The organism is Gemmatimonas sp. UBA7669, from assembly GCF_002483225.1.
In the GTDB taxonomy this organism is placed as follows: Bacteria; Gemmatimonadota; Gemmatimonadetes; order Gemmatimonadales; family Gemmatimonadaceae; genus Gemmatimonas.
The window spans coordinates 1-18,308 of record NZ_DLHL01000015.1; the positions used below are offsets into that span (position 1 = coordinate 1).

The window sequence follows — 18,308 nt, forward strand, 5'->3', positions numbered from 1 at the left end:
ACCGGTTTTTCAGCACCCTGTTAGAGCGAGAGTTCGATCCCGTGGTACACGGCGCGACGATTCGGCTCGTCCAATCCTGAGCGAAGGTCCAGCAGATTCACCGACACGGTGCTGTTGCCGTCGGGCCGACATCCGAAAACCGACGCGGCGGCTTCGACCATCAGCCGTTCTCCCGTCGACCAATCCGCCCGCGCGAGCAGCCGTGGAAAATCAATACCGCCGCCGTTCGGGAGGTACGGGACTACCCAATGATCCCCGCGGCGCTGAAAGACCGGTGAGCGGGTCAGGAGGAAAAGTGCTGCGCGATATTGCGGGCCGCGCGCGGCGGCCACCTGCAGTGGCGTCATCGTGTACTCCAGCGAGCGTGGTTGCTGCCACACGGCGAATCCGTCCGGCAAGATCACGGTATGGGTGGCGCAGCACCGGGCCAACCTACGCGGTTACGCCGTGCGAGCAGCAGCTACCAGGCGCCGTTAAGTCCGACTCGCAGACTGCTCATGCGCCGCAATCGCGGACGCCAGCTCCGGATGCTTGGCGACCAAGAGGCGAAGCAGCTGCAACGCGCGCGTTCCATCGGTCAGCATCACCGCAGTGAGCGGATCTGCGCATCGCGTGGCCTCCATGGCCGCCCGGCGAGCTCCGGCTTCTGCCATCGTGCCCGACTGATATTTGGTGTAGCGATAGGTGACATCACGATCCTTATGACCCAGCGCCTGACGAACATCTTCGATCGATGCCCCAGCGCGGATCCAGCCGACTGCCGCGTCGTGCCGGAAGTCATGAATGCGATGCCCGCGAACGTTTGGCCGCGCCGTGAGGCCTGTGCGCACGCTGTTCCATGCCTTCGAGAACGTGGACTTCTTGAGCAGCGGTTGCTCGTCTCCCCACGCCGGAGCGGAGGCATCGGTACGCCATCCACGTGCTTCGGCGATCTTTTTCCACTCCAGCATCGCGAGCGTCAGTGGCGGCGGCGACGTGAGCCGGCGCTTGTGGTTTGGTCCCAGCTCCGAGTGGCCTTCAAGAAGGACGACAGGCTCGACTTCCAACAGCAGCCACTGATCCCACTTCATACGCAGCATTTCCGAAAGACGGGCCCCCGTCCAATAGAGCACGATGAGCATGTACTTGAACATCACCCAGTCGCGCTGGGTCAGCGCAGGGCTGTGCGGCGTCGGCCGCATGGCTTGCTCGTCACAGTAAGCGAGGCACGCCTCGAAGTCGCCCGGCTCCAACAGGTGCTCGTTCGAGTCGCCTTCGTTCTCGATGACACTGTCGGGCTCATTCAGCCCAACGAACCACTTGGCGTAACGTCGCATTCCGAATGCACGCAGCGCCCCAAGGGCGCGGAGGTCGCGATTCACCGTCGAACCGGACACGACCTTGTCTTGCCGCTGAACATGTCCAAGCTTCGGCGCCTTCGCGGGATCGCGCCGCGCCGCGCCGTACTGCGTCAGCTTGTGTTCATCCCAGAGGATGTCGGCGGGCTGTAGCTTGCCGGCGTCCTCATCGCCGTCACCGAGAAAGCGTGCGTAGCAAACGTACGAGTGGAGATAGCGCGCGACCGTGTCATCGCTGAGCCGCCTACTCTTCTTACGCGGATTGTTCCGATTCGTCGTGCGGCGCTCCTCGCCGAAAGTCGCTACGAGGTCACCGAATGTCAGGGGCCCCACGCCGTCTGCCCTTGGCAGCGCCCGGGTCGGGAGTCCCAGCCCTTTCACCGTCAGGCTGTGGACGTGCTTGAGGTTCTCGCCGACCAAGGCGGCCAATCGTTCGATCGTGATGTCACCGTGCTTGAGGGCCATCGCGAGATCGAGCCGGCGCCCCGCGATGATCTCATCGTGCAAGAGTGCATGCAGGACCTGCGCCTCCTCGGGCGTGGTCGCCGCGGTGCGAAGTGCCAATCGCGGCCATGCCTTGGTGCGCGGATTGCACGTGATATAGTAGGCGCCGTCGCGTTCGTAACATCCCATGCTTATCGCCCCCCGACCGACAGAGGGGCAGCAGCAGCGCAGTCTGTCCCAACGACCGGCCCCCGCATGGCGTGGCCGAGGGCGCTCCGGTCCCAGAGTGGCCGTCCGAACGGTGAGCGCCCGGCCTTCCATCCATAGACGATCTTCCTCTTCGCGGAAAAGCTTGGGTCGGATGGAAGCACACCGAAGACCTCCGTCACGAGGTCGTCCGCGGTGGCCACTCCGCCGCGCTCGATGAGCTGGGGGCCGATCATGGACCAGCCGGCGGCCACGCCCAAAGACGTCGATGGCTTTGCAGGATCGGCGGCGACGCGTGCAGCGCACGCTTCACGCCCGGTTGCCGTCGCGGACTTGCTCGGCGCCGCATCCAGGATGGGATGATGGCGACGCCGCTTGGAACGGCTTGCCGGGCGAGAAATGGACGGGATCTGATGAACTGACGACATGGGAAACGTCCTCAAGTAGGCAGGTGTGGCCCACTCTAGCTGCCGTGCCGAATGCAGCGGATTTCTCCCACTCACCCCATTTGCCCCCGGCCGCCGCCGCGAAACGAGCCCGCGGGAACCGGGCGCGAAGGGGGATTCCCGTTGCGCATTCGTTGCGCAGAACCGCGGAAATCGACGAAACCGCAGAAATTCTGAGAGTACCGGAAGTGACCGCCCGCGGCGCCGTCCAACGCCCTATCCTGTTTCCTGGCAATCATTTGCGAGCACCGCACACGAAAAAGCCCCGCGCGCAGGAGCATGTCCTGAGGCGGGGCCAACGCGGGTGAACCGTATTTCGAGACCGGTGCCTTCAACCACTCGGCCACCTGTCCAACGTGGCGCGGTGCAACACGGTCAAGCATTGCGGTGCGCCCTCCACAGCGTGGAACAACCGCCGCAGAGCCTCAATAGCTAATCGACTGAGCAGTAGGGATCAAGGGCCGGTATCTCCCGGCGGGGCTGACTGGCGTTCACCTCGGGTCTGCGGGGTGGGACCCGGCGCCAGGGTGGCCGCCACGAGGTCCGGGGAGCAGTTTGCGCGCATGAGCACACCCTCCTCCCCCGCCCTACCCCCGGGCGTACGACGCGTTCTGGTGGCCGGCAACGGCGGCCCCGCCATTGCCGCTCGCATCCGCGCCGCCCGGCCAGACCTCGAGGTCCGCGATGGGACTCCTGCTAACGTGACGGCCGAAGACATGACCTGGGCCGACGCCTTAGTGGCGTTTCGTGTGCCGCCGGTCTGCCGGCCGTCAGGCACTTCTGGAAGCGTGCAGGCGCAGTTGGGCAGCGTACGCTGGGTGCAAAGCACCGGCGCCGGGGTGGACCCCTGGCTGGAGCCCGGCTTGCTGCCGGACAACGTGCTGCTCACGCGCTCGTCGGAATCGTTCGGGCCCATGATCGCCGAGTGGGTGGTCTCGCGCATTTTTGCCATTCAGCTTCAGCTGCTGCCGCTGGCCGATGCGCAGCGCTGTGGGCAGTGGGCGCCGCGCGACATTCCGCGAGTAGCCGGCACGCACGCGGTGCTGCTGGGCACGGGTGACATTGGCCGCGCGGTGGCGACGCTACTTAGCGGTCTTGGGGTGCGCGTGAGCGGGGTGTCGCGCAGTGGACACTCGGGCCACCCGGCGTTCAGCGCCATGCACCGCGTGGAAGCGCTGGCCGAGGTGGTGCACGATGCGGACTGGCTGGTGGTGAGCACGCCCGATACGCCGGCCACGCGTGGCCTCGTGTCCCGCGAGGTACTGAGCCGCTGCCGCGGCGCGGTGCTGCTCAATGCCGGCCGCGGCGCGGTGGTGGAGGAGACGGCCATTCCCGAAGCGCTCAACGCAGGCTGGCTGCGCGGCGCGGCGCTGGATGTGTTCGTCGAGGAGCCGCTGCCGGCGTCGTCGCCGCTGTGGAGCGATACGCGGGTGCTGGTGTCGCCGCACATCTCGGGGCTGACAACGGCGGAGGGCGCGGCGGGGGCGTTTTTGGAGAACCTGGCGGCGATTGAGCGTGGGCAGGTGCCGACGTGGGCGGTGGACAAGGAGCGGGGCTACTAGGAACAGCAAACTGCGATAGCCGGGCGGCGAGACGGCAAACTGCGATAGCCGTGCCTCGGAAGCCGTGCTACGGAAGCCGTAGGGCAGCAGCCTCACTGCGAACTGCGGTTGAGGCGTGAGCAGTGCCCGTTACGGCCACCGCTCCTTGGCGCCCGTGACCGGATCCACGGCCTCATACCAGCTCACGGTTGCGGCAAGGTTGTCGGTAAAGATCACTACGTTGGAACCCACGTACCCGGCCGATTTTGCAGCTGCCGAGGTGTAAAGAAATCCAGTGAGCCCAAGCTAGTTGCCAATTTCACCGAGGCACTGCGGAAGTTCGTACCCCGCAAAACGTCCAGTCGCCGGATCGACGCGAGAAAGGTCGAACTCTTCGGTCAATTCCTTCTCGGAAACTCGCAGGGCCTGCAACAGGGCCACGTTCCTCAGATCCACGAGTTTTTCAAGGCACGCTTCGACAGGAAGCGTAAGGCGTGCCGCCGTTGGCGGACCAACTGTTCCTGACCTTACAGCGGTCCCACCGAATACCTCCGCGAATACGGTAGACTGACTATCGGACAGATAGAATGCCGGAAATCGATTGAGTCCGTTGAACCTGTTGTGAGTGTATTTGTAGCCAATTGGAGCGAGGAGCTTGGGAAGCGACCCACCGTCCCGACGCAAACGCACCGCAGGTATGTCCCGCGTCCATAGCTGCTGACTTCGAACGCGCTGGGCCGACGCCAGGATATCCCGCCACTGCGAAACACGGTCGCCGAACGTGGGATACAGCGTCGCATACTCGCGTGTGCTGATCGCCATTATCCCACGTCACCCATCCACAATCCTGCCGCCCACTGCTCCACGGCCGCCGCACGTCCTGGCTCACAGAGCGCTGCCACCGGGGTGAGTCCGCCAAGCTGACGCTGAGGTGTCTGGAGCCACGCTGCTATAGCACGCTGGTCATCATTGTAGATCTGCGCGAGCATCGCCAACACATTGCCAAATGGTGCAAGCGCGGACTGGAGAGCCTCGGCGTGCGGCGTCTTGTGCACCGTGCTGTATTTCGCGCCAAGAGACTGTGCGAGTGTCTTGAGGGGCACGCCAAGTGCCTTGGCGATCCTGGATGCGTCCCAACGTCCAGACTCAGCGTGACGAAGATGCACGGCGGGAAGTTCGAAAGCATCGGCCACATGTGCGGCTGACGAGGCATGTGGCGGAAGCTCTCCGACGAGTCGTAGCAGGTACGATTCCAGAATTGTGGAGAGACGAAGATCTTCTGGGCCAAGAAACGCGTCGACGCCCGCCGTGATGGCCGCGGCATGCGCCTGCTCATAGCGTTCACGACTCGTTGCTCCGGCGGTGAGGATCACGCGAGGCGCATAGCTCTGCGCGGATTCGCGAACCGACCGCAACCGCAGCATCGCGCTCTTGAAACGATGGGCGAGTCGGATGGAATCGCTGGTATCTACGTCAGATACCATGGCCTCCCAGTCCGCCACGACAATACCAACAGGTTCGCGCCCAGCACGCGCAACGGCGTCGTCCCAGCTCCCCGATTCAATCGGACGAAGCTGCAACTCCTCGACAGCCTGATTGACCACGTGGCGGGTCTTGCGATTGGGCTCGAGCACCAGAACGTCAGCCACGACACCTCGCTTGAAAATATACCAAGAATATACCCAATATCCACATATGATGCAACGCCCGATGAAACGGAGAGGGCGGAGGTCCCTCATGGCTGTATCGCAAAACAAACAAATACAACACGTTACAGCACACGACTGGGAGTATGATACACGTGAAGTATATACCTCACGTGTATCATACTTTCCGGACGGGCCCGGGCTGCTTGAGGCGAGGTCCTGCTACTTCATCCGCGCCAAGTCCGCCTCGGCCGCGATGGACCCGAACGCACCCCACTGCCCGGCCTGCACGATGCGCTGCATGAGCGACTTGGCCTCGGCCTCCTGTCCATTGCCCAGCATGTAGGCCGCCACGCCGTACGCCGAGGACACGTCCTGCACCGACAGCTCGCCGGTGGTGTTGGCGGGCAGCACGGAGTCGATGGGCAGCAGGCCCTTGTACATCTGCACCAGCTTGTGGTAGTTGGTGTTCTCGATGATCTGCATGTTGGCCGAAATGCCATCGAGCGACTTGATGGCGTCTTCCACACGACCGGCGCGGCGCAGGCTGTGATACAGCCAGTGGGTCATGGACACGCGGCGATCGTCGTTGCTGGCCACATCCAGCTCGGCCTGCGCCACACGCGCGGCGTCGGCGTAGTTGCCCTTGAGGTAGTGCGCGAGCGCGAGGTGATAGCGCACGTTGCTCTGCAGGGTGCCAATGGGCTGGTTGAGCGCATTGGGCTGGCCGTCGGGCTCCACTTCATCGGGCTTGCCCGCGGTGAGCTGCTCGGCACGCTCGAAGTCGGCAATGGCCTTGTCGAACTCACGCACCGACAGGTAGCGATGCCCACGATGCCGCAGCAGCCAGTGGTTGTCGGGCGCGAGGGTGAGGCCATGGGTGTACACGGCAATGGCCTCCTGCAAACGCCCCAGATAGCCCAGACGACGTCCGTACCAGATGAGCGAGTCGATGTTGGCCGGCGCGCGTGTGTAGGCCTGCTGCGCGGTGTCGAGCTGCGCCAGATAGCGGCTGCGCGCGGCGTCGGACAGCGGGAAGTTGCGCAGGGTGTCGCCCAGCAGCGACACGCCCTGATACGGGGCCTCAGGCGGAATGAGCGCAGCCGGGGCATCGGCCGGGGCGCTGCAGGCAACAGTCAGCGCGACAAGGCCGGCAACGGGCAGCAGACGGGACCACGTGGTCATGGCAACGGGGTGGGAGTGGGGGGAGGGTGTGTGTCTCCCCCAATCTCCCGTTGGGGCCGAGGTCCCGCCAGCGATCGCCGCGCTCGTATGGCCGAAGGCGCGCCCCTGATCGGCTGGACCTTGCGGCTCGCTCAGGAGTGCCGTACAGTACCTTATACAGTACCTTTAGCAGTCCATCATACGATATCCGGAGCGGCATATGTTCGTCATCAAGCAGGCGGGAATCGGCATGGCCACCATGAGTGATCTCAAGACTCAGGCCAAGCAGACGCTGGCTGCCGCTCAGGACGCCCGCATATACGTGCTCAACGACGGCAAGCCAGTTGCAGGGATCGTGAGCCTGGAAATCATGAGTCTCGTGGAAGATCTCCTCGAGGATCAGGCGCTGGCAAAGGTGGCGCAGGAGCGCATGACTGCCGTCGAGTCTGGCAGCGAGGCACTGCTCGACGAAGACGACTTCTTCGCGCAAGCTGATGCAATGTTGGCTGCTGGCTCCGCCATAGCTACGCCGAAGAAGGGCGCGCGGTCAGCCACAGGCAGCGCACGCACACGCAAGACACGGCGGTGAGCAAGAGGGAGACGCGGGCGGAGACATCGCGGTGGCGTCTCCGATTCTCTCCACGAATACTGCGTGAAGATCTCCCTGCCATCGGAGACGCCGCGTTCCAGATCGCACGCAAGGCGATAACAGAAAAACTGGCTACGGCGCCAGAACAGTTCGGCGCACCGCTACGTAGTCCGCTGGTCGGAATGCGCAAACTGCGTGTGTCGCATGTGCGCATTGTGTATCGCGTAGACGTGAATCGACACGAAGTACACATCTTCATGATCGGTGCCCGGCGCGATATCTGGGTTCAGAATCAGGCAGATATCGTGGAGCGTGCCGAGGAACTAAGGCGGGAGCTCACCGGTCAGGTAGAGGCGGCGCAGGACGCAGCACCGCCTGCGCATGGTCGAAAGAATCGCTGAACAACCGACTACCGTAGAAACTGAGCAACGCAGAAAGCGCTCCCCAGCCACGCTCACAACAGCTCCCTGCCCTGCCGCGCCAGAAAGCGCATGAGCGGCGTGAACACCTGCCGCGCATCGCTGAGGTCGCGATTTCCCATGACGGCCAATGACCAATTGCCGTCCTGCATGGCCCCGAACTCCACGCCGATCCCGCTGCGTCCACCACCGCCACCGTGGCCCCAGGCGGCGCGGCCCTCGTAGGTCTTGAGACCCACACCGAGTCCGTAGGCCGCAGGCTTGGCGAGCGGCTCGGCGGTCCACATGAGGGCGCGCAGGGAGTCGGTGAGGAGACGCCCACGATGCATGGCGCGCGCAAACTTGAGCATGTCGTGTGCGGTGGCGTAGTAGCCGCCCAGTGACAGACCCTGCGAGCCAATGAACCAGCGATTGTCGACCACACCGCCCACGGCCAGCGGGTCGGTGTCCTCGCGCCAGGAATAGCCGTCGGCGCGCTGCGCGACATCGAAGCGCGCCGCACAGTCGCACCAGCCCTGCATGTCGGCCACGCGCAGAATGTGATTGCTGATGCTCTGCTCGTAGGATTCGCCGGTGACCTGCTCGATGATGGCGCCAAGCACGAGATAGCCTTCGTTGGCATAGCGATACCGTGTGCCAGGTTCAAAGAGCAGGTCGCGTGTTTTCAGTACCTGCAGCAGTTCACCGTGCGACTTGTAGCGTTTCTTGACGTTGAAGCTCGGCAGTTCGAACAATCCACCCAGACCAGCGGTATGCGTGAGCAGCTGACGCACCGTCATGCGCGAACCGATATCGGGCCGCGGATACTGCGGCAGAATGCGCTGCACGGTGTCGCTGAGGCGCAGCCGCCCCTCCTGCACCAACTGCAGAATGCGCACGGCGGTGAGCATCTTGTTGGCTGAGCCCAGGTGATAGCGCGTGTCGGCCACGGCAGCGCGTTCGTTGCCCGTGGCGGCGCGCACAGCCTGCCCTATGCCCCGTGTGAACACGATGGAGTCGCGATGCGCGATGGCCACGGTGCCCGACCACAGGTCGTGCTGCGCCCACCAGTTGAGCCAGTGCTGCACCACGGGCAGGACGGAGTCGGCTGGCACAGGGCGCGCAGGCAGCTCGGGTGGCCGACCCACGGCGGCTAAGGGGTCGATGCGCACATCCCAGCCCTGCAGCTTGTTGTTCTCGAGGTAGAGCGGAATCCAGCGCTCGTGACCGCCGCGGTGAGTTTGCACGAGCAGCCAGGGCTGCGCGCCGCGCTGCTCCACGCGTTGCACGGTGACACCGCCGGTGCTGCGGCGCGCGGACTCCATGCGTTTGGCCAGAGACTCGGCCGACTCGAAGGTGTAGGCGCTCTTGTCGAACCACTGACGCACGAAGTCCTTGTCGGACATGGGCGCGGGGAAGGCAAGCTGCGCGGCAAAGGCCCGCACGACGTCGGGCGCCGAGACGCTGTCGGGGAGGACAAATGCTGCGACTGAATGCGCGGACGACTGGGCGCGGATGGGCAGCGCGACAAGCAGCGTGGCAAAGAGCGTGGCCGCAACGCGAATTGGCGAATGTATGCGACGCATGGACCTGGGGTTCTGGGGAACGTATACCTTTTCAGGTATTCCCAAGACAGCGTCAGTGCGCGGAGGGTTCAGCCTCGCGTCAACGAATATTCAATCACGCTTCAGCGTCGCGACTCAAAGAACGCGCGCAACAACGCGCCGCTCTCCTCGGCCAATACGCCGCCCCGCACTTCGGGGCGGTGATTGAGCCGCGGATGCCGCACGATGTCCCCCACGCTGCCGCACATGCCGGCCTTGTCGTCCCAGGCGCCAAACACCACGCGTCCCACACGCGAGAGCACAATGGCCCCCGCGCACATGGCGCAGGGTTCGAGTGTGACCACAAGGGTGCAGTGACTCAGCACCTTGTCGCCGTGCTGTGCCGCCATGGCCCGCAATGCCAATACCTCGGCGTGGCTGGTGGCGTCACCGTCGCGCTTCATGCGGTTCTGCGTGCTGAGCAGCGGCTCGCCGCTTGCCGAGTCGATGATGACGGCGCCCACGGGCACTTCGCCGGCTTGGGCGGCAGTCTTGGCCTCGGCCAAAGCCAGATGCATGGCGTGCAGTACACCGGGGGCAAGCGGCGCGTTGTTCATGCCACCTGCCCGCGCAACGCCGCACGGCACATCACGGAGCCGGTGTCCAGCCGTAGTGCCGCGCAAGATACAGCTGCAGCGCCTCGGCCAAGGCGGCGGCAAAGCGTGTGCGCGAGGCCTCGGTGTCGCGTACACCATTCAGATGTGCTTCAATCTGAATGGCGTCGAGTGTGCCTCCACTCAGCGATCCATGACGCTGGGTGTTGTAGCCGCCGGTGAAATACGCCTGTCCTGCAAGTGGCGCAGGGTCGGCAGGCGATGGCACCGAGGCGTAGCCTGCGGCCACGAGCAACGCACCGAGGCTATTGCTGCCGCGCAGAATGCCGGCGCCACGATCGGCCGTGACACGCGAATCGGTGGCCAGTCGCGCCACACTGCTGCGCGAGAGCGCGCCAGCGGCTTCGAGTGCACTGTTGGACAGGCGCAGTTCGCTGTCGTCTACCAGATAGCCCAGCTCGAGACGTGGCACTTCGTGCGCGTGACCATGCAGGTCGATGACCAATCCACGTCCCTGCTGCGCGGTGACACGGGCGCGCGCCGAGTCGAGGGCGGCGTGGAACCACAGCCATGTGGTGTCGAGCATGCGGTTGCTGCCTACGGCTTCGCCCATGTCGCGATTGCCGTCGAACTTGCGGCGATGCAGGCGATTGACCACCAGATGCGGCGCATGCCCCGTGCGCGCCGCAAAGGCGACGGCAATGGCGCGTGCGAGTTCCTGGGTATTGAGATCGTTGACGGTCGTGCAGCCGCTGCAGTTGCGGTCGGCCAGGGTGGCGGGGCTCTGTGTGCCACCATGCGGCGCGATGAGTACCAGTGGCGCCGTGCCCAGTGTGTACTCCACGTAGCCGGCGGCATCGGCCACGGTGACACCGGCGCGCAGCGGCCCCACCGGCGCCGTGGGCATGGCTGGCGGCGGCGGTGGTGGTGGCGGTTCAGGCGGCGGCGCGACACTGCTGCCGTCACCGCCACCGCAGGCAAGCGCTGCCAGCCAGAGTGCCGGCAGCGCCCGAAGCCAACGCGTGTTACGTGCGGGCACCGTGTGTGAATACGAGTGCGTCCTGTCCGTCCTGCACATCCGCGACAATCGCGTCTCCCTCTTTGAACTTGCCTTCGAGTACCGCGAGTGCCAGAGGATTCTGGAGCAGCCGCTGCACGGCGCGCTTGAGTGGGCGGGCACCAAAGACCGGGTCGTAGCCTTCCTCGGCCAGCGCCTTGCGTGCCGCCTCACTCAGCGTGAGGGTCAACTTGCGATCGGCGAGCAGCTTCCGCAAATGGGCGAGTTGCAGGTCCACGATGTGATCGAGTTCGCCGCGGCCCAGTGGGTGGAAGACCACCACGTCGTCAATGCGGTTGAGGAACTCGGGCTTGAACACGCCACGCAGCGCGGCCAGCACGTCGCGCTCCACGGCATTCCAGTCGCCCCCGCCCTGCCCGCGCTCGAGGATCATGTGACTGCCGACGTTGGAGGTCATGATGACCACCGCGTTGCGGAAGTCCACCGTGCGACCCTGCGAGTCGGTGAGACGGCCGTCATCGAGCAGCTGCAGCAGGATGTTGAACACATCCGGATGCGCCTTTTCGATTTCGTCGAAGAGAATGACGCAGTAGGGCCGACGACGCACGGTTTCGGTAAGCTGACCGCCCTCCTCGTAACCCACGTAGCCCGGCGGCGCGCCGATGAGCCGGGCCACGGCGTGCTTCTCCATGTACTCCGACATGTCGATGCGCACCATGGCGTGTTCGTCGTCGAAGAGGAATTCGGCGAGTGCCTTGGCCGTTTCGGTCTTGCCGACACCGGTGGGACCGAGGAAGATGAACGAACCGATGGGCCGGTTGGGGTCCTGCAGACCGGCGCGCGAGCGGCGCACGGCGTTGGACACGGCCTTCACGGCTTCCTGCTGTCCCACGACACGCGTGCCGAGGACCTCCTCGAGGCGCGTGAGGCGTTCGCGCTCGGACTCGAGCATGCGCGTGACGGGGATGCCCGTCCAGCGCGCGACCACTTCTGCTACGTCGTCTGCCGAAACGACTTCCTTGAGGAACTGCGGGCGCCCGGCGTTGCTGGCCAACTGCGACTCGGCCTGCTTCATGGCCTGCTCGAGCTGCGGCACCCGACCGTAGGTGATTTCGGCGGCCTTGTTGAGATCCCCGGCACGTGTGGCCTGCTCGGCCTCAAAGCGGGCCTGCTCGATTTCCTGCTTGATGCGACCCACGGCGCCGAGTGTTTCTTTCTCCTGCTGCCACTGGGCGCGCATGCCGGCGGCCTGTTCCTTCTTGTCGGCCAGCTCGCGCTCGAGGGCCTGACGCCGCTCGAGTGAGGCAGGATCGGTTTCCTTCTGCAACGCGGCCTTTTCGATTTCGAGCTGCACGATGCGGCGTTCGACCTCGTCGATTTCCTGCGGCACGGAATCGATTTCGATGCGCAGGCGCGAGGCGGCCTCGTCGATGAGATCGATGGCCTTGTCGGGCAGGAAGCGATCGCCGATGTAGCGATTGGACAGCGTGGCTGCGGCCACGACGGCGCCGTCGGTGATGCGCACGCCGTGATGGGCCTCGTAGCGTTCCTTGAGGCCACGCAGAATGGCGATGGTGCTTTCCACGCTGGGCTCGCCCACAAACACGGGCTGGAAGCGCCGCTCGAGGGCAGCGTCCTTCTCCACGTGCAGGCGATACTCGTCGAGTGTGGTGGCCCCCACCACGCGCAGCTCGCCGCGCGCAAGCATGGGCTTGAGCATGTTACCCGCGTCCATGCTGCCTTCGGCCTTGCCCGCGCCCACGAGGGTGTGCAGCTCGTCGATGAAGACGATGTAGAGGCCTTCGGCGGCGGTGATTTCCTTGAGCACGGACTTGAGGCGCTCTTCGAATTCGCCGCGGAACTTGGCGCCGGCAATGAGGGCACCCAGGTCGAGCGAGACGAGCTTCTTGTTCTTGAGCCCCTCGGGCACGTCGCCGCTCACGATGCGCTGCGCGAGTCCTTCGGCAATGGCGGTTTTGCCAACGCCAGGTTCGCCGATGAGCACCGGATTGTTCTTGGTGCGGCGCGAGAGCACCTGAATGACGCGACGGATTTCCTCGTCACGTCCGATGACGGGATCGAGCTTGCCCTTGCGCGCGCTTTCGGTGAGATCGCGGGTGAACTTCTGCAGGGCCTGATACTGCTGCTCGGGCGACTGATCGGTGACCTTGTGCGCCCCACGCACGAGCTTGAGTGCATCGAGCAGGGCCTGGCGATGGGCACCGGCGCCGGTGAGCACGCGCGTGCTGTCGGTGCCCTTGGCATCGGAGAGCGCGAGCAGCAGATGCTCGGTGGAGATGTATTCGTCGCCGAGGGTCTTGGCTTCGCGCTCGGCCCCATCGACCACCTGGGTGAGTTCGCGACTGAAGGACGGCTGGGCGTCGGACTGTTTGGCATAGCGCGCGGCTTCCTGCTCGGCGGCCGCACGAATGGAGGTGACGTTGGCTCCCACGCGCTGCAGCACCGGGACGACGATGCCTTCGTCCTGCGCCAGCAGTGCGAGCAGCAGATGCAGATCGTAGACGAGTGGATTGCCGTTCTTGCGGGCAATGGCCACGGCGTCGTTGAGCGCCTCGGCGCTCTTCACGGTCAGGCGGTCGGGATTGATCATGCTGTCGAAAAGGGCAAGGGTGGTGCCGTGTGGCACCCGTCAGTTCAGCAGAGTCTGGAGGCTCAGGAGTCGTGGGACAACCTACGGCCTGACAGGCGTGCAGTGTCAATGGCGATGGTCGGCCGAAACGGCGGAATCGCAGACGTGCGTGGGAATGGCATTGTGGTTTGTCGCGACTGGGGGTGGGGGAAACAAAGAAGCGCACCGGGTCCGCTCACCCGGTGCGCCTTCTTTGTTTGTCCTGCGGGTCTCGTGGTGCTCGCAGCAGGGCTGCTTACTTGGCCACGATCATCTTGCGCATCAGCGTGGGTACGCCATCCACCTCGAGCCGGTACAGATATACGCCCGAGGCAGCCTCCCGCCCGGTTGCTTGGATTTTACCATCCCAGAAGGCGACATACTCGCCACATGGGAGAGTGAGGTTTTCCAGCGGTTGACCACCGGCCACTCCGTTCGAACCACCCTGCAAGACGGGAATCGCGACTTGGTTGGACAAGATGTTGTAGATCTTGACCGAGACGCGGTACTGCCTGCTGGGATTGGTGCAGTTGGGTGCATCACCCAACCCGAACGAAATGCGAGTCTCCGGATTGAACGGGTTCGGATAGTTCTGTCCGAGGGTGTGTCCGTTCCGTCGCGTCTTACCGTCCTGCGACGTTTGTGCTTCCGTGACTCGTGGCATGAACACGCTGAGAGCGAGCACCAGACCCAGTGCTCCCCACAAACGTTTCATGTTCCTTCCTCGACTGACGAATCAGGTGCTGAGTCGAAGTCTCCGTTGAGGGTGAACTGCCAGCTCGCGAATCGAGCCTGTTGTAAGGTTAGGACGCGTACCCCCGGGCGTCAAGCAACATTGCAGGGTTCGTTGTGAGCTGGAACCCGTTGATTTTGGCTACGTTAGCCTGCAAGTCATTGTTGTTTTGGGACTTGGGACATTGGACATGAGACGCTACTTCAGCTTGCGGTGAAGGACTCCCAGGTGAGGTAGGCTTTGAGGGGACGGGAGTCGGGGAGATGGGGGGCGATGAACTCGCGGAGGAGGCGCTGATGGGCGCGGAGGGCGGGAAGGGAGAGGCCGGAGACGGGGTCGCCGTCGAGCCAGCGGGCGATGGCCGCGCGGGCGTCGGGAGGAAGGGACCGGCCTCTCGGCAGAGACTTGGCGCAGTCCTCACACACCACGCCGCCGGACTGAGGGGAGAATTGGGAGGTGAGATTGGGGGAGATGGGACGGTGGCAGTTGGCGCAGTTGGCCAGCGTGGGCCGATAGCCGATGTCGGAGATGAGAAGCCAGATGATTGAACAGCAAACGGCGATAGCGGGCTGGTCGGAACGGCCAACTGCGATAGCCGTCTGCTCGGAACTGCCAACTGCGATAGCCTTTTGGCCGGAAGCCATTACTCCAGCAGCCATTGAGCCGGAGGCCTCAACAGCAGGTGCCGCGGTTTGGGTCGGGGTCGGGGTCGGGGTCGAGGTCGCGGCCAGTGCGGTGAGGCCCGCCGACAGGTGGTCGTACACCAGCGGTGCGGCTTCTTCGTGCACCAGGCGCAGCGTGACCTCGGCAATGGCCGCCGCGCCGTAGAACACGCCCAGATCAGCAGCGAGCTGTGGGCGGGAGCGCTGCACATCAAAGCTGAGCAGCGACTGGAGGTCGCGGCCGGGCTTCAACTGCAATTGCGCCTGGCCTTCCGCAAAGAGGTCCACGCCCGAGCCGAATCGCTTGCGGGAATTGCGCGCACCACGCGCCATCACCGACACCACGCCGGCCTCGCGCGTCATGAGCCGATAGATGCGACTGGACTCGAGGTAGTCGGCCACGTGCAGCACGATGGCGTCGGTGCCGACGGTGTTCATGTGCCGTCCTGCCCTGCCCCGCTTCTGCCAGCCTGCGACTCGCGGGCGCGGCCGCGCAGTGGCACGAGCGCGGGGGCACCAACGGCGGGATCGCGGGTGACGACCAGGGGCCAGTCGTACACGGCCTCGAGAATCTCGCCGCGCATGACATCGCTGGCGCTGCCGGCGGCAGCCACCTGGCCGCGATTGAGCAGCACGATGTGATGCGCAAAACGCGCAACGAGATTGAGCTGGTGACTTACCACGAGCACGGTGCGGCCTTCGTTGGCGAGTTCGTCCGCCAACTCGAACACCGCCATTTCGTGCGCGACGTCCAGAAAAGTTGTTGGTTCGTCGAGCACGAGCACAGGCGCGTCCTGCGCGAGGGCGCGGGCAATGCGCACTCGCTGCCACTCACCACCCGAGAGACGATCGGTGCGTCGGTCGCGGGCCTCGTAGACACCGGCGCGCTGCATGGCCTGCCGCACCACCTGCCGATCGTGTGGCGAGGGCGCCCCAAAGGCCCCACGATGTGGATGGCGACCGAGCAAGACAAACTCTTCGACCGTGAGCGGCAGCAGGGGTTCCTCACGCTGCGGCACCACGGCCACACGGCGCGCGAGTTCACGCGGCGCGAGGGCCAACAGGGACTCGTCGCCCAACTGCACACTTCCACGCACGAGCGGCGCCTGACCAAGCAGCGCGCGCACGAGGCTGCTCTTGCCGCTGCCATTGGGGCCCACCACGGCCGTGAAGCGTGACGGCGTGGCGGTAAAGCTGATGTCGAGCGCGGCCGGCCGATCACTGCCCCGGTAATGCACGGTGACGTGCTGAAAGACGAGAGCGCTCATGTCGTGCTCACGACCCGCTGCCCGCCCTCGCCACGCTGCCCGCTCACGACCCGCCCCGGCGGAGGCGCGATAAAAAGAACGGCACACCGACCAGTGCCGTGAGGGCTCCGAGCGGCAGTTCCACGGGCGCACGCAGGGTGCGCGCCGCCAGGTCGGCGGCCACCAGCAAGGCGGCGCCATAGAGGGCCGCCAAGGCCATCATGGGACGATGACGGCGCGCGCCAAGGAGTCGGGCCAGATTGGGCACCACGAGGCCTACAAAGCCCACCAGGCCCGCTGCAGCCACCGTGGCCGCAGCCAGCCACGAGGCCACGAGAAAAATCACGCGGCCCGCGCGCTCGCTGTCCACGCCGAGTGCACGCGCCGGTTCGTGGCCCAACGCAATGACGTCGAGATCCCGCGCCTTGTAGAGCAGCACGGCGCCGAGCAGGGCAAGCGCGAGCGCCGTGCGTGCCACCGTGCCCCAATTGGCATCGGCCACGGAGCCCATCATCCACCACACCGCCCCACGAATGCGTTCGGGCGGCGCGTCGGCCAGCGCCACCATGATGACGGCGTTGGCGAAGGCGCCGACAATCACGCCGGCCATGATGAGCAGTTTGGCATCACCGCGACCACCGGCCAGCTGGGCAATGCCCGTGACCACGAGCGTAGCCAGCGCCGCGCCGGCAAACGCACTGCCCGTGATGAGCAGCGGGGTGGCCGCACCCATGGACGGCCCGACCAGCGCCATGGCCAACACGGCGCCCACCGCGGCGCCACCCGACACGCCCAGCAGATAGGGTTCGGCCAGCGGATTGTGCAGGGTGCCCTGCAGCGCCCCGCCACTCATGGCGAGACCCGCGCCAACCAGCGCCGCCAGCATCACGCGCGGCGCGCGCAAATCACGCACAATGCTGGTGGTGGTGCCGTCGGCCGAGCCACGCAGCGCATCGAGCACCTCACCAAGCGGCAAGGGCACGGCGCCAAAGGCCAGTCCCGCGAGCAGCAGCAGCACCAGGGCCGCCACGCCACCCACCCACGCCAGCGTAAGGCGCGAGGCGCTCGGCGATTCCGTGGCGTGAGGACTGCGCGTCGAGGTGGCCATGCGCCTGCCCTAAGGCAGCGAATCGGCCAGCGTGGGGTGCAGCGCGCGCGCGAGGGCCGACGCGGCCATGCCCAGTTGCACCGAAGGACGCAGCGTGAGCGCGGGGTCGATGATGACAAAGTCTCCGCGTGCCACAGCCGGCACACTGCGCCAGACGGGTGAGCTCCGCAACTCGTCGGCGCGCGTGCGCGAGCTGACGACCCGGTCGGGCGCGCGGCGTACGACCTCTTCGATGTTCACCTGCGGCGAGGGTGCGTCGAGATCGGCAAACACGTTGCGTGCGCCGGCGATCTCGAGCAGCTCGTGCAGATAGCTGCCTTGCCCGATGACCATCGGCGGTGTGGGCCACACAGGCCAGAGCACGGCAGGGCGCGAGGCCGCGGGCACGTTGCGCGCGACCCGCGCACGCACGGTGTCGAGTGTGGCGGCCACCGAATCACTCAGCACCCGCGCGGCCTCGCTGGCCCCGAGGGTGGTGCCAAGAATGCGTACGAGGCGATGAAAACCTTCAATGCGATCGCCACGCAGCGCGAGCACTCGTACGCCGGCGCGGGCAAAGGCATCGGCGGCGGGCCGGTTGTCTGCCGTGGCATAGAGCACTACGAGGGCCGGTCTGGCGGCCAGCACGGCTTCGACGTTGGGCTTGATGCCATTGCCCAATGCGGGCAGGCGCTTGGCCTCCGCGGGGAATTCGTCGTAGTCGGAGCGCCCCACCAGCTGACGCTGCACGCCGAGGGCAAAGAGCACCTCGGTGGCGGTGGGGTTGAGCGAGACCACACGCGCGTTGGCCTCAAGCGGCATGACCGGGGCACCAAAGTCGTCGAGCGAATCGACAGCAGACGACGTGGCAGCACTGGTCGCACTCTCAACCGTATCACGCGCTGCGTTGCTCGCCGCTTCACCGCCACATGCCCACACGCCACCGGCCATGAGCACAAAGCCCAGAGCCAGCGCGCGCCTCGCCGCCCACCATGCACGCAT

16 protein-coding genes are annotated in these 18,308 nt (G+C 65.3%); 3 read left to right on the top strand and 13 right to left on the bottom strand.

Annotated features, from left to right (window positions below):
- Positions 1–20: 20 nt before the first annotated feature.
- Together B2747_RS04920 and B2747_RS04925 are read right to left on the bottom strand one after the other, a co-directional pair.
- A complete protein-coding gene (locus tag B2747_RS04920) occupies positions 21–404 on the bottom strand; it encodes a hypothetical protein (RefSeq protein ID WP_291157401.1) in 384 nt (127 codons plus the stop codon).
- Between the two features lie 69 nt (positions 405–473).
- Entirely contained in the window at positions 474–1,970 is a 1,497-nt protein-coding gene (locus B2747_RS04925) for a tyrosine-type recombinase/integrase (protein ID WP_291157403.1), read from the bottom strand.
- Between the two features lie 1,027 nt (positions 1,971–2,997).
- On the opposite strand from B2747_RS04925, the gene B2747_RS04930 reads away from it, so the two are divergent.
- A complete protein-coding gene (locus B2747_RS04930; protein ID WP_291157405.1) occupies positions 2,998–3,996 on the top strand; it encodes a D-2-hydroxyacid dehydrogenase in 999 nt (332 codons plus the stop codon).
- 800 nt (positions 3,997–4,796) lie between these two features.
- On the opposite strand, the gene B2747_RS04935 is transcribed toward B2747_RS04930, so the two are convergent.
- Together B2747_RS04935 and B2747_RS04940 are read right to left on the bottom strand one after the other, a co-directional pair.
- A complete protein-coding gene (locus B2747_RS04935; RefSeq protein ID WP_291157407.1) occupies positions 4,797–5,609 on the bottom strand; it encodes an antitoxin Xre/MbcA/ParS toxin-binding domain-containing protein in 813 nt (270 codons plus the stop codon).
- Between the two features lie 234 nt (positions 5,610–5,843).
- A complete protein-coding gene (locus tag B2747_RS04940; RefSeq protein WP_291157409.1) occupies positions 5,844–6,806 on the bottom strand; it encodes a hypothetical protein in 963 nt (320 codons plus the stop codon).
- A gap of 199 nt (positions 6,807–7,005) precedes the next feature.
- Here B2747_RS04940 and B2747_RS04945 point away from each other — a divergent pair, with 199 nt between their 5' ends.
- Entirely contained in the window at positions 7,006–7,374 is a 369-nt protein-coding gene (locus B2747_RS04945; protein WP_291157410.1) for a hypothetical protein, read from the top strand.
- Positions 7,371–7,775, top strand: coding sequence for a type II toxin-antitoxin system RelE family toxin (locus B2747_RS04950; RefSeq protein ID WP_291157412.1), 405 nt, complete (start codon positions 7,371–7,373; stop codon positions 7,773–7,775). The genes B2747_RS04945 and B2747_RS04950 overlap by 4 nt, the downstream gene beginning before the upstream one ends.
- A 53-nt stretch (positions 7,776–7,828) precedes the next feature.
- Here B2747_RS04950 and B2747_RS04955 read toward each other — a convergent pair whose 3' ends face one another.
- From B2747_RS04955 to B2747_RS04995, 9 genes are all read right to left on the bottom strand, one after another.
- Positions 7,829–9,358 carry a serine hydrolase domain-containing protein gene (locus B2747_RS04955; protein WP_291157413.1) on the bottom strand — a complete coding sequence of 510 codons (1,530 nt, stop codon included), beginning with the start codon at positions 9,356–9,358 and terminating at the stop codon, positions 7,829–7,831.
- 101 nt (positions 9,359–9,459) lie between these two features.
- Positions 9,460–9,933, bottom strand: coding sequence for a nucleoside deaminase (locus B2747_RS04960; RefSeq protein ID WP_291157414.1), 474 nt, complete (start codon positions 9,931–9,933; stop codon positions 9,460–9,462).
- A gap of 31 nt (positions 9,934–9,964) precedes the next feature.
- A complete protein-coding gene (locus B2747_RS04965; protein ID WP_291157416.1) occupies positions 9,965–10,969 on the bottom strand; it encodes a hypothetical protein in 1,005 nt (334 codons plus the stop codon).
- Entirely contained in the window at positions 10,956–13,559 is a 2,604-nt protein-coding gene (clpB, locus tag B2747_RS04970) for an ATP-dependent chaperone ClpB (protein WP_291157418.1), read from the bottom strand. Before clpB ends, B2747_RS04965 begins: the two co-directional genes overlap by 14 nt.
- A 274-nt stretch (positions 13,560–13,833) precedes the next feature.
- Complete coding sequence (locus B2747_RS04975) at positions 13,834–14,292, bottom strand: hypothetical protein (RefSeq protein WP_291157420.1); 459 nt, start codon at positions 14,290–14,292, stop codon at positions 13,834–13,836.
- Positions 14,293–14,513: 221 nt separating this feature from the next.
- Complete coding sequence (recO, locus tag B2747_RS04980; RefSeq protein WP_291157421.1) at positions 14,514–15,410, bottom strand: DNA repair protein RecO; 897 nt, start codon at positions 15,408–15,410, stop codon at positions 14,514–14,516.
- Positions 15,407–16,240 carry an ABC transporter ATP-binding protein gene (locus B2747_RS04985; protein ID WP_291157423.1) on the bottom strand — a complete coding sequence of 278 codons (834 nt, stop codon included), beginning with the start codon at positions 16,238–16,240 and terminating at the stop codon, positions 15,407–15,409. Before B2747_RS04985 ends, recO begins: the two co-directional genes overlap by 4 nt.
- A 43-nt stretch (positions 16,241–16,283) precedes the next feature.
- The gene (locus B2747_RS04990; RefSeq protein WP_291157425.1) at positions 16,284–17,327 is read right to left on the bottom strand and encodes a FecCD family ABC transporter permease; all 1,044 of its coding nucleotides are present in this window, start codon (positions 17,325–17,327) and stop codon (positions 16,284–16,286) included.
- Between the two features lie 9 nt (positions 17,328–17,336).
- Positions 17,337–18,308, bottom strand: coding sequence for an ABC transporter substrate-binding protein (locus tag B2747_RS04995; RefSeq protein WP_291157426.1), 972 nt, complete (start codon positions 18,306–18,308; stop codon positions 17,337–17,339).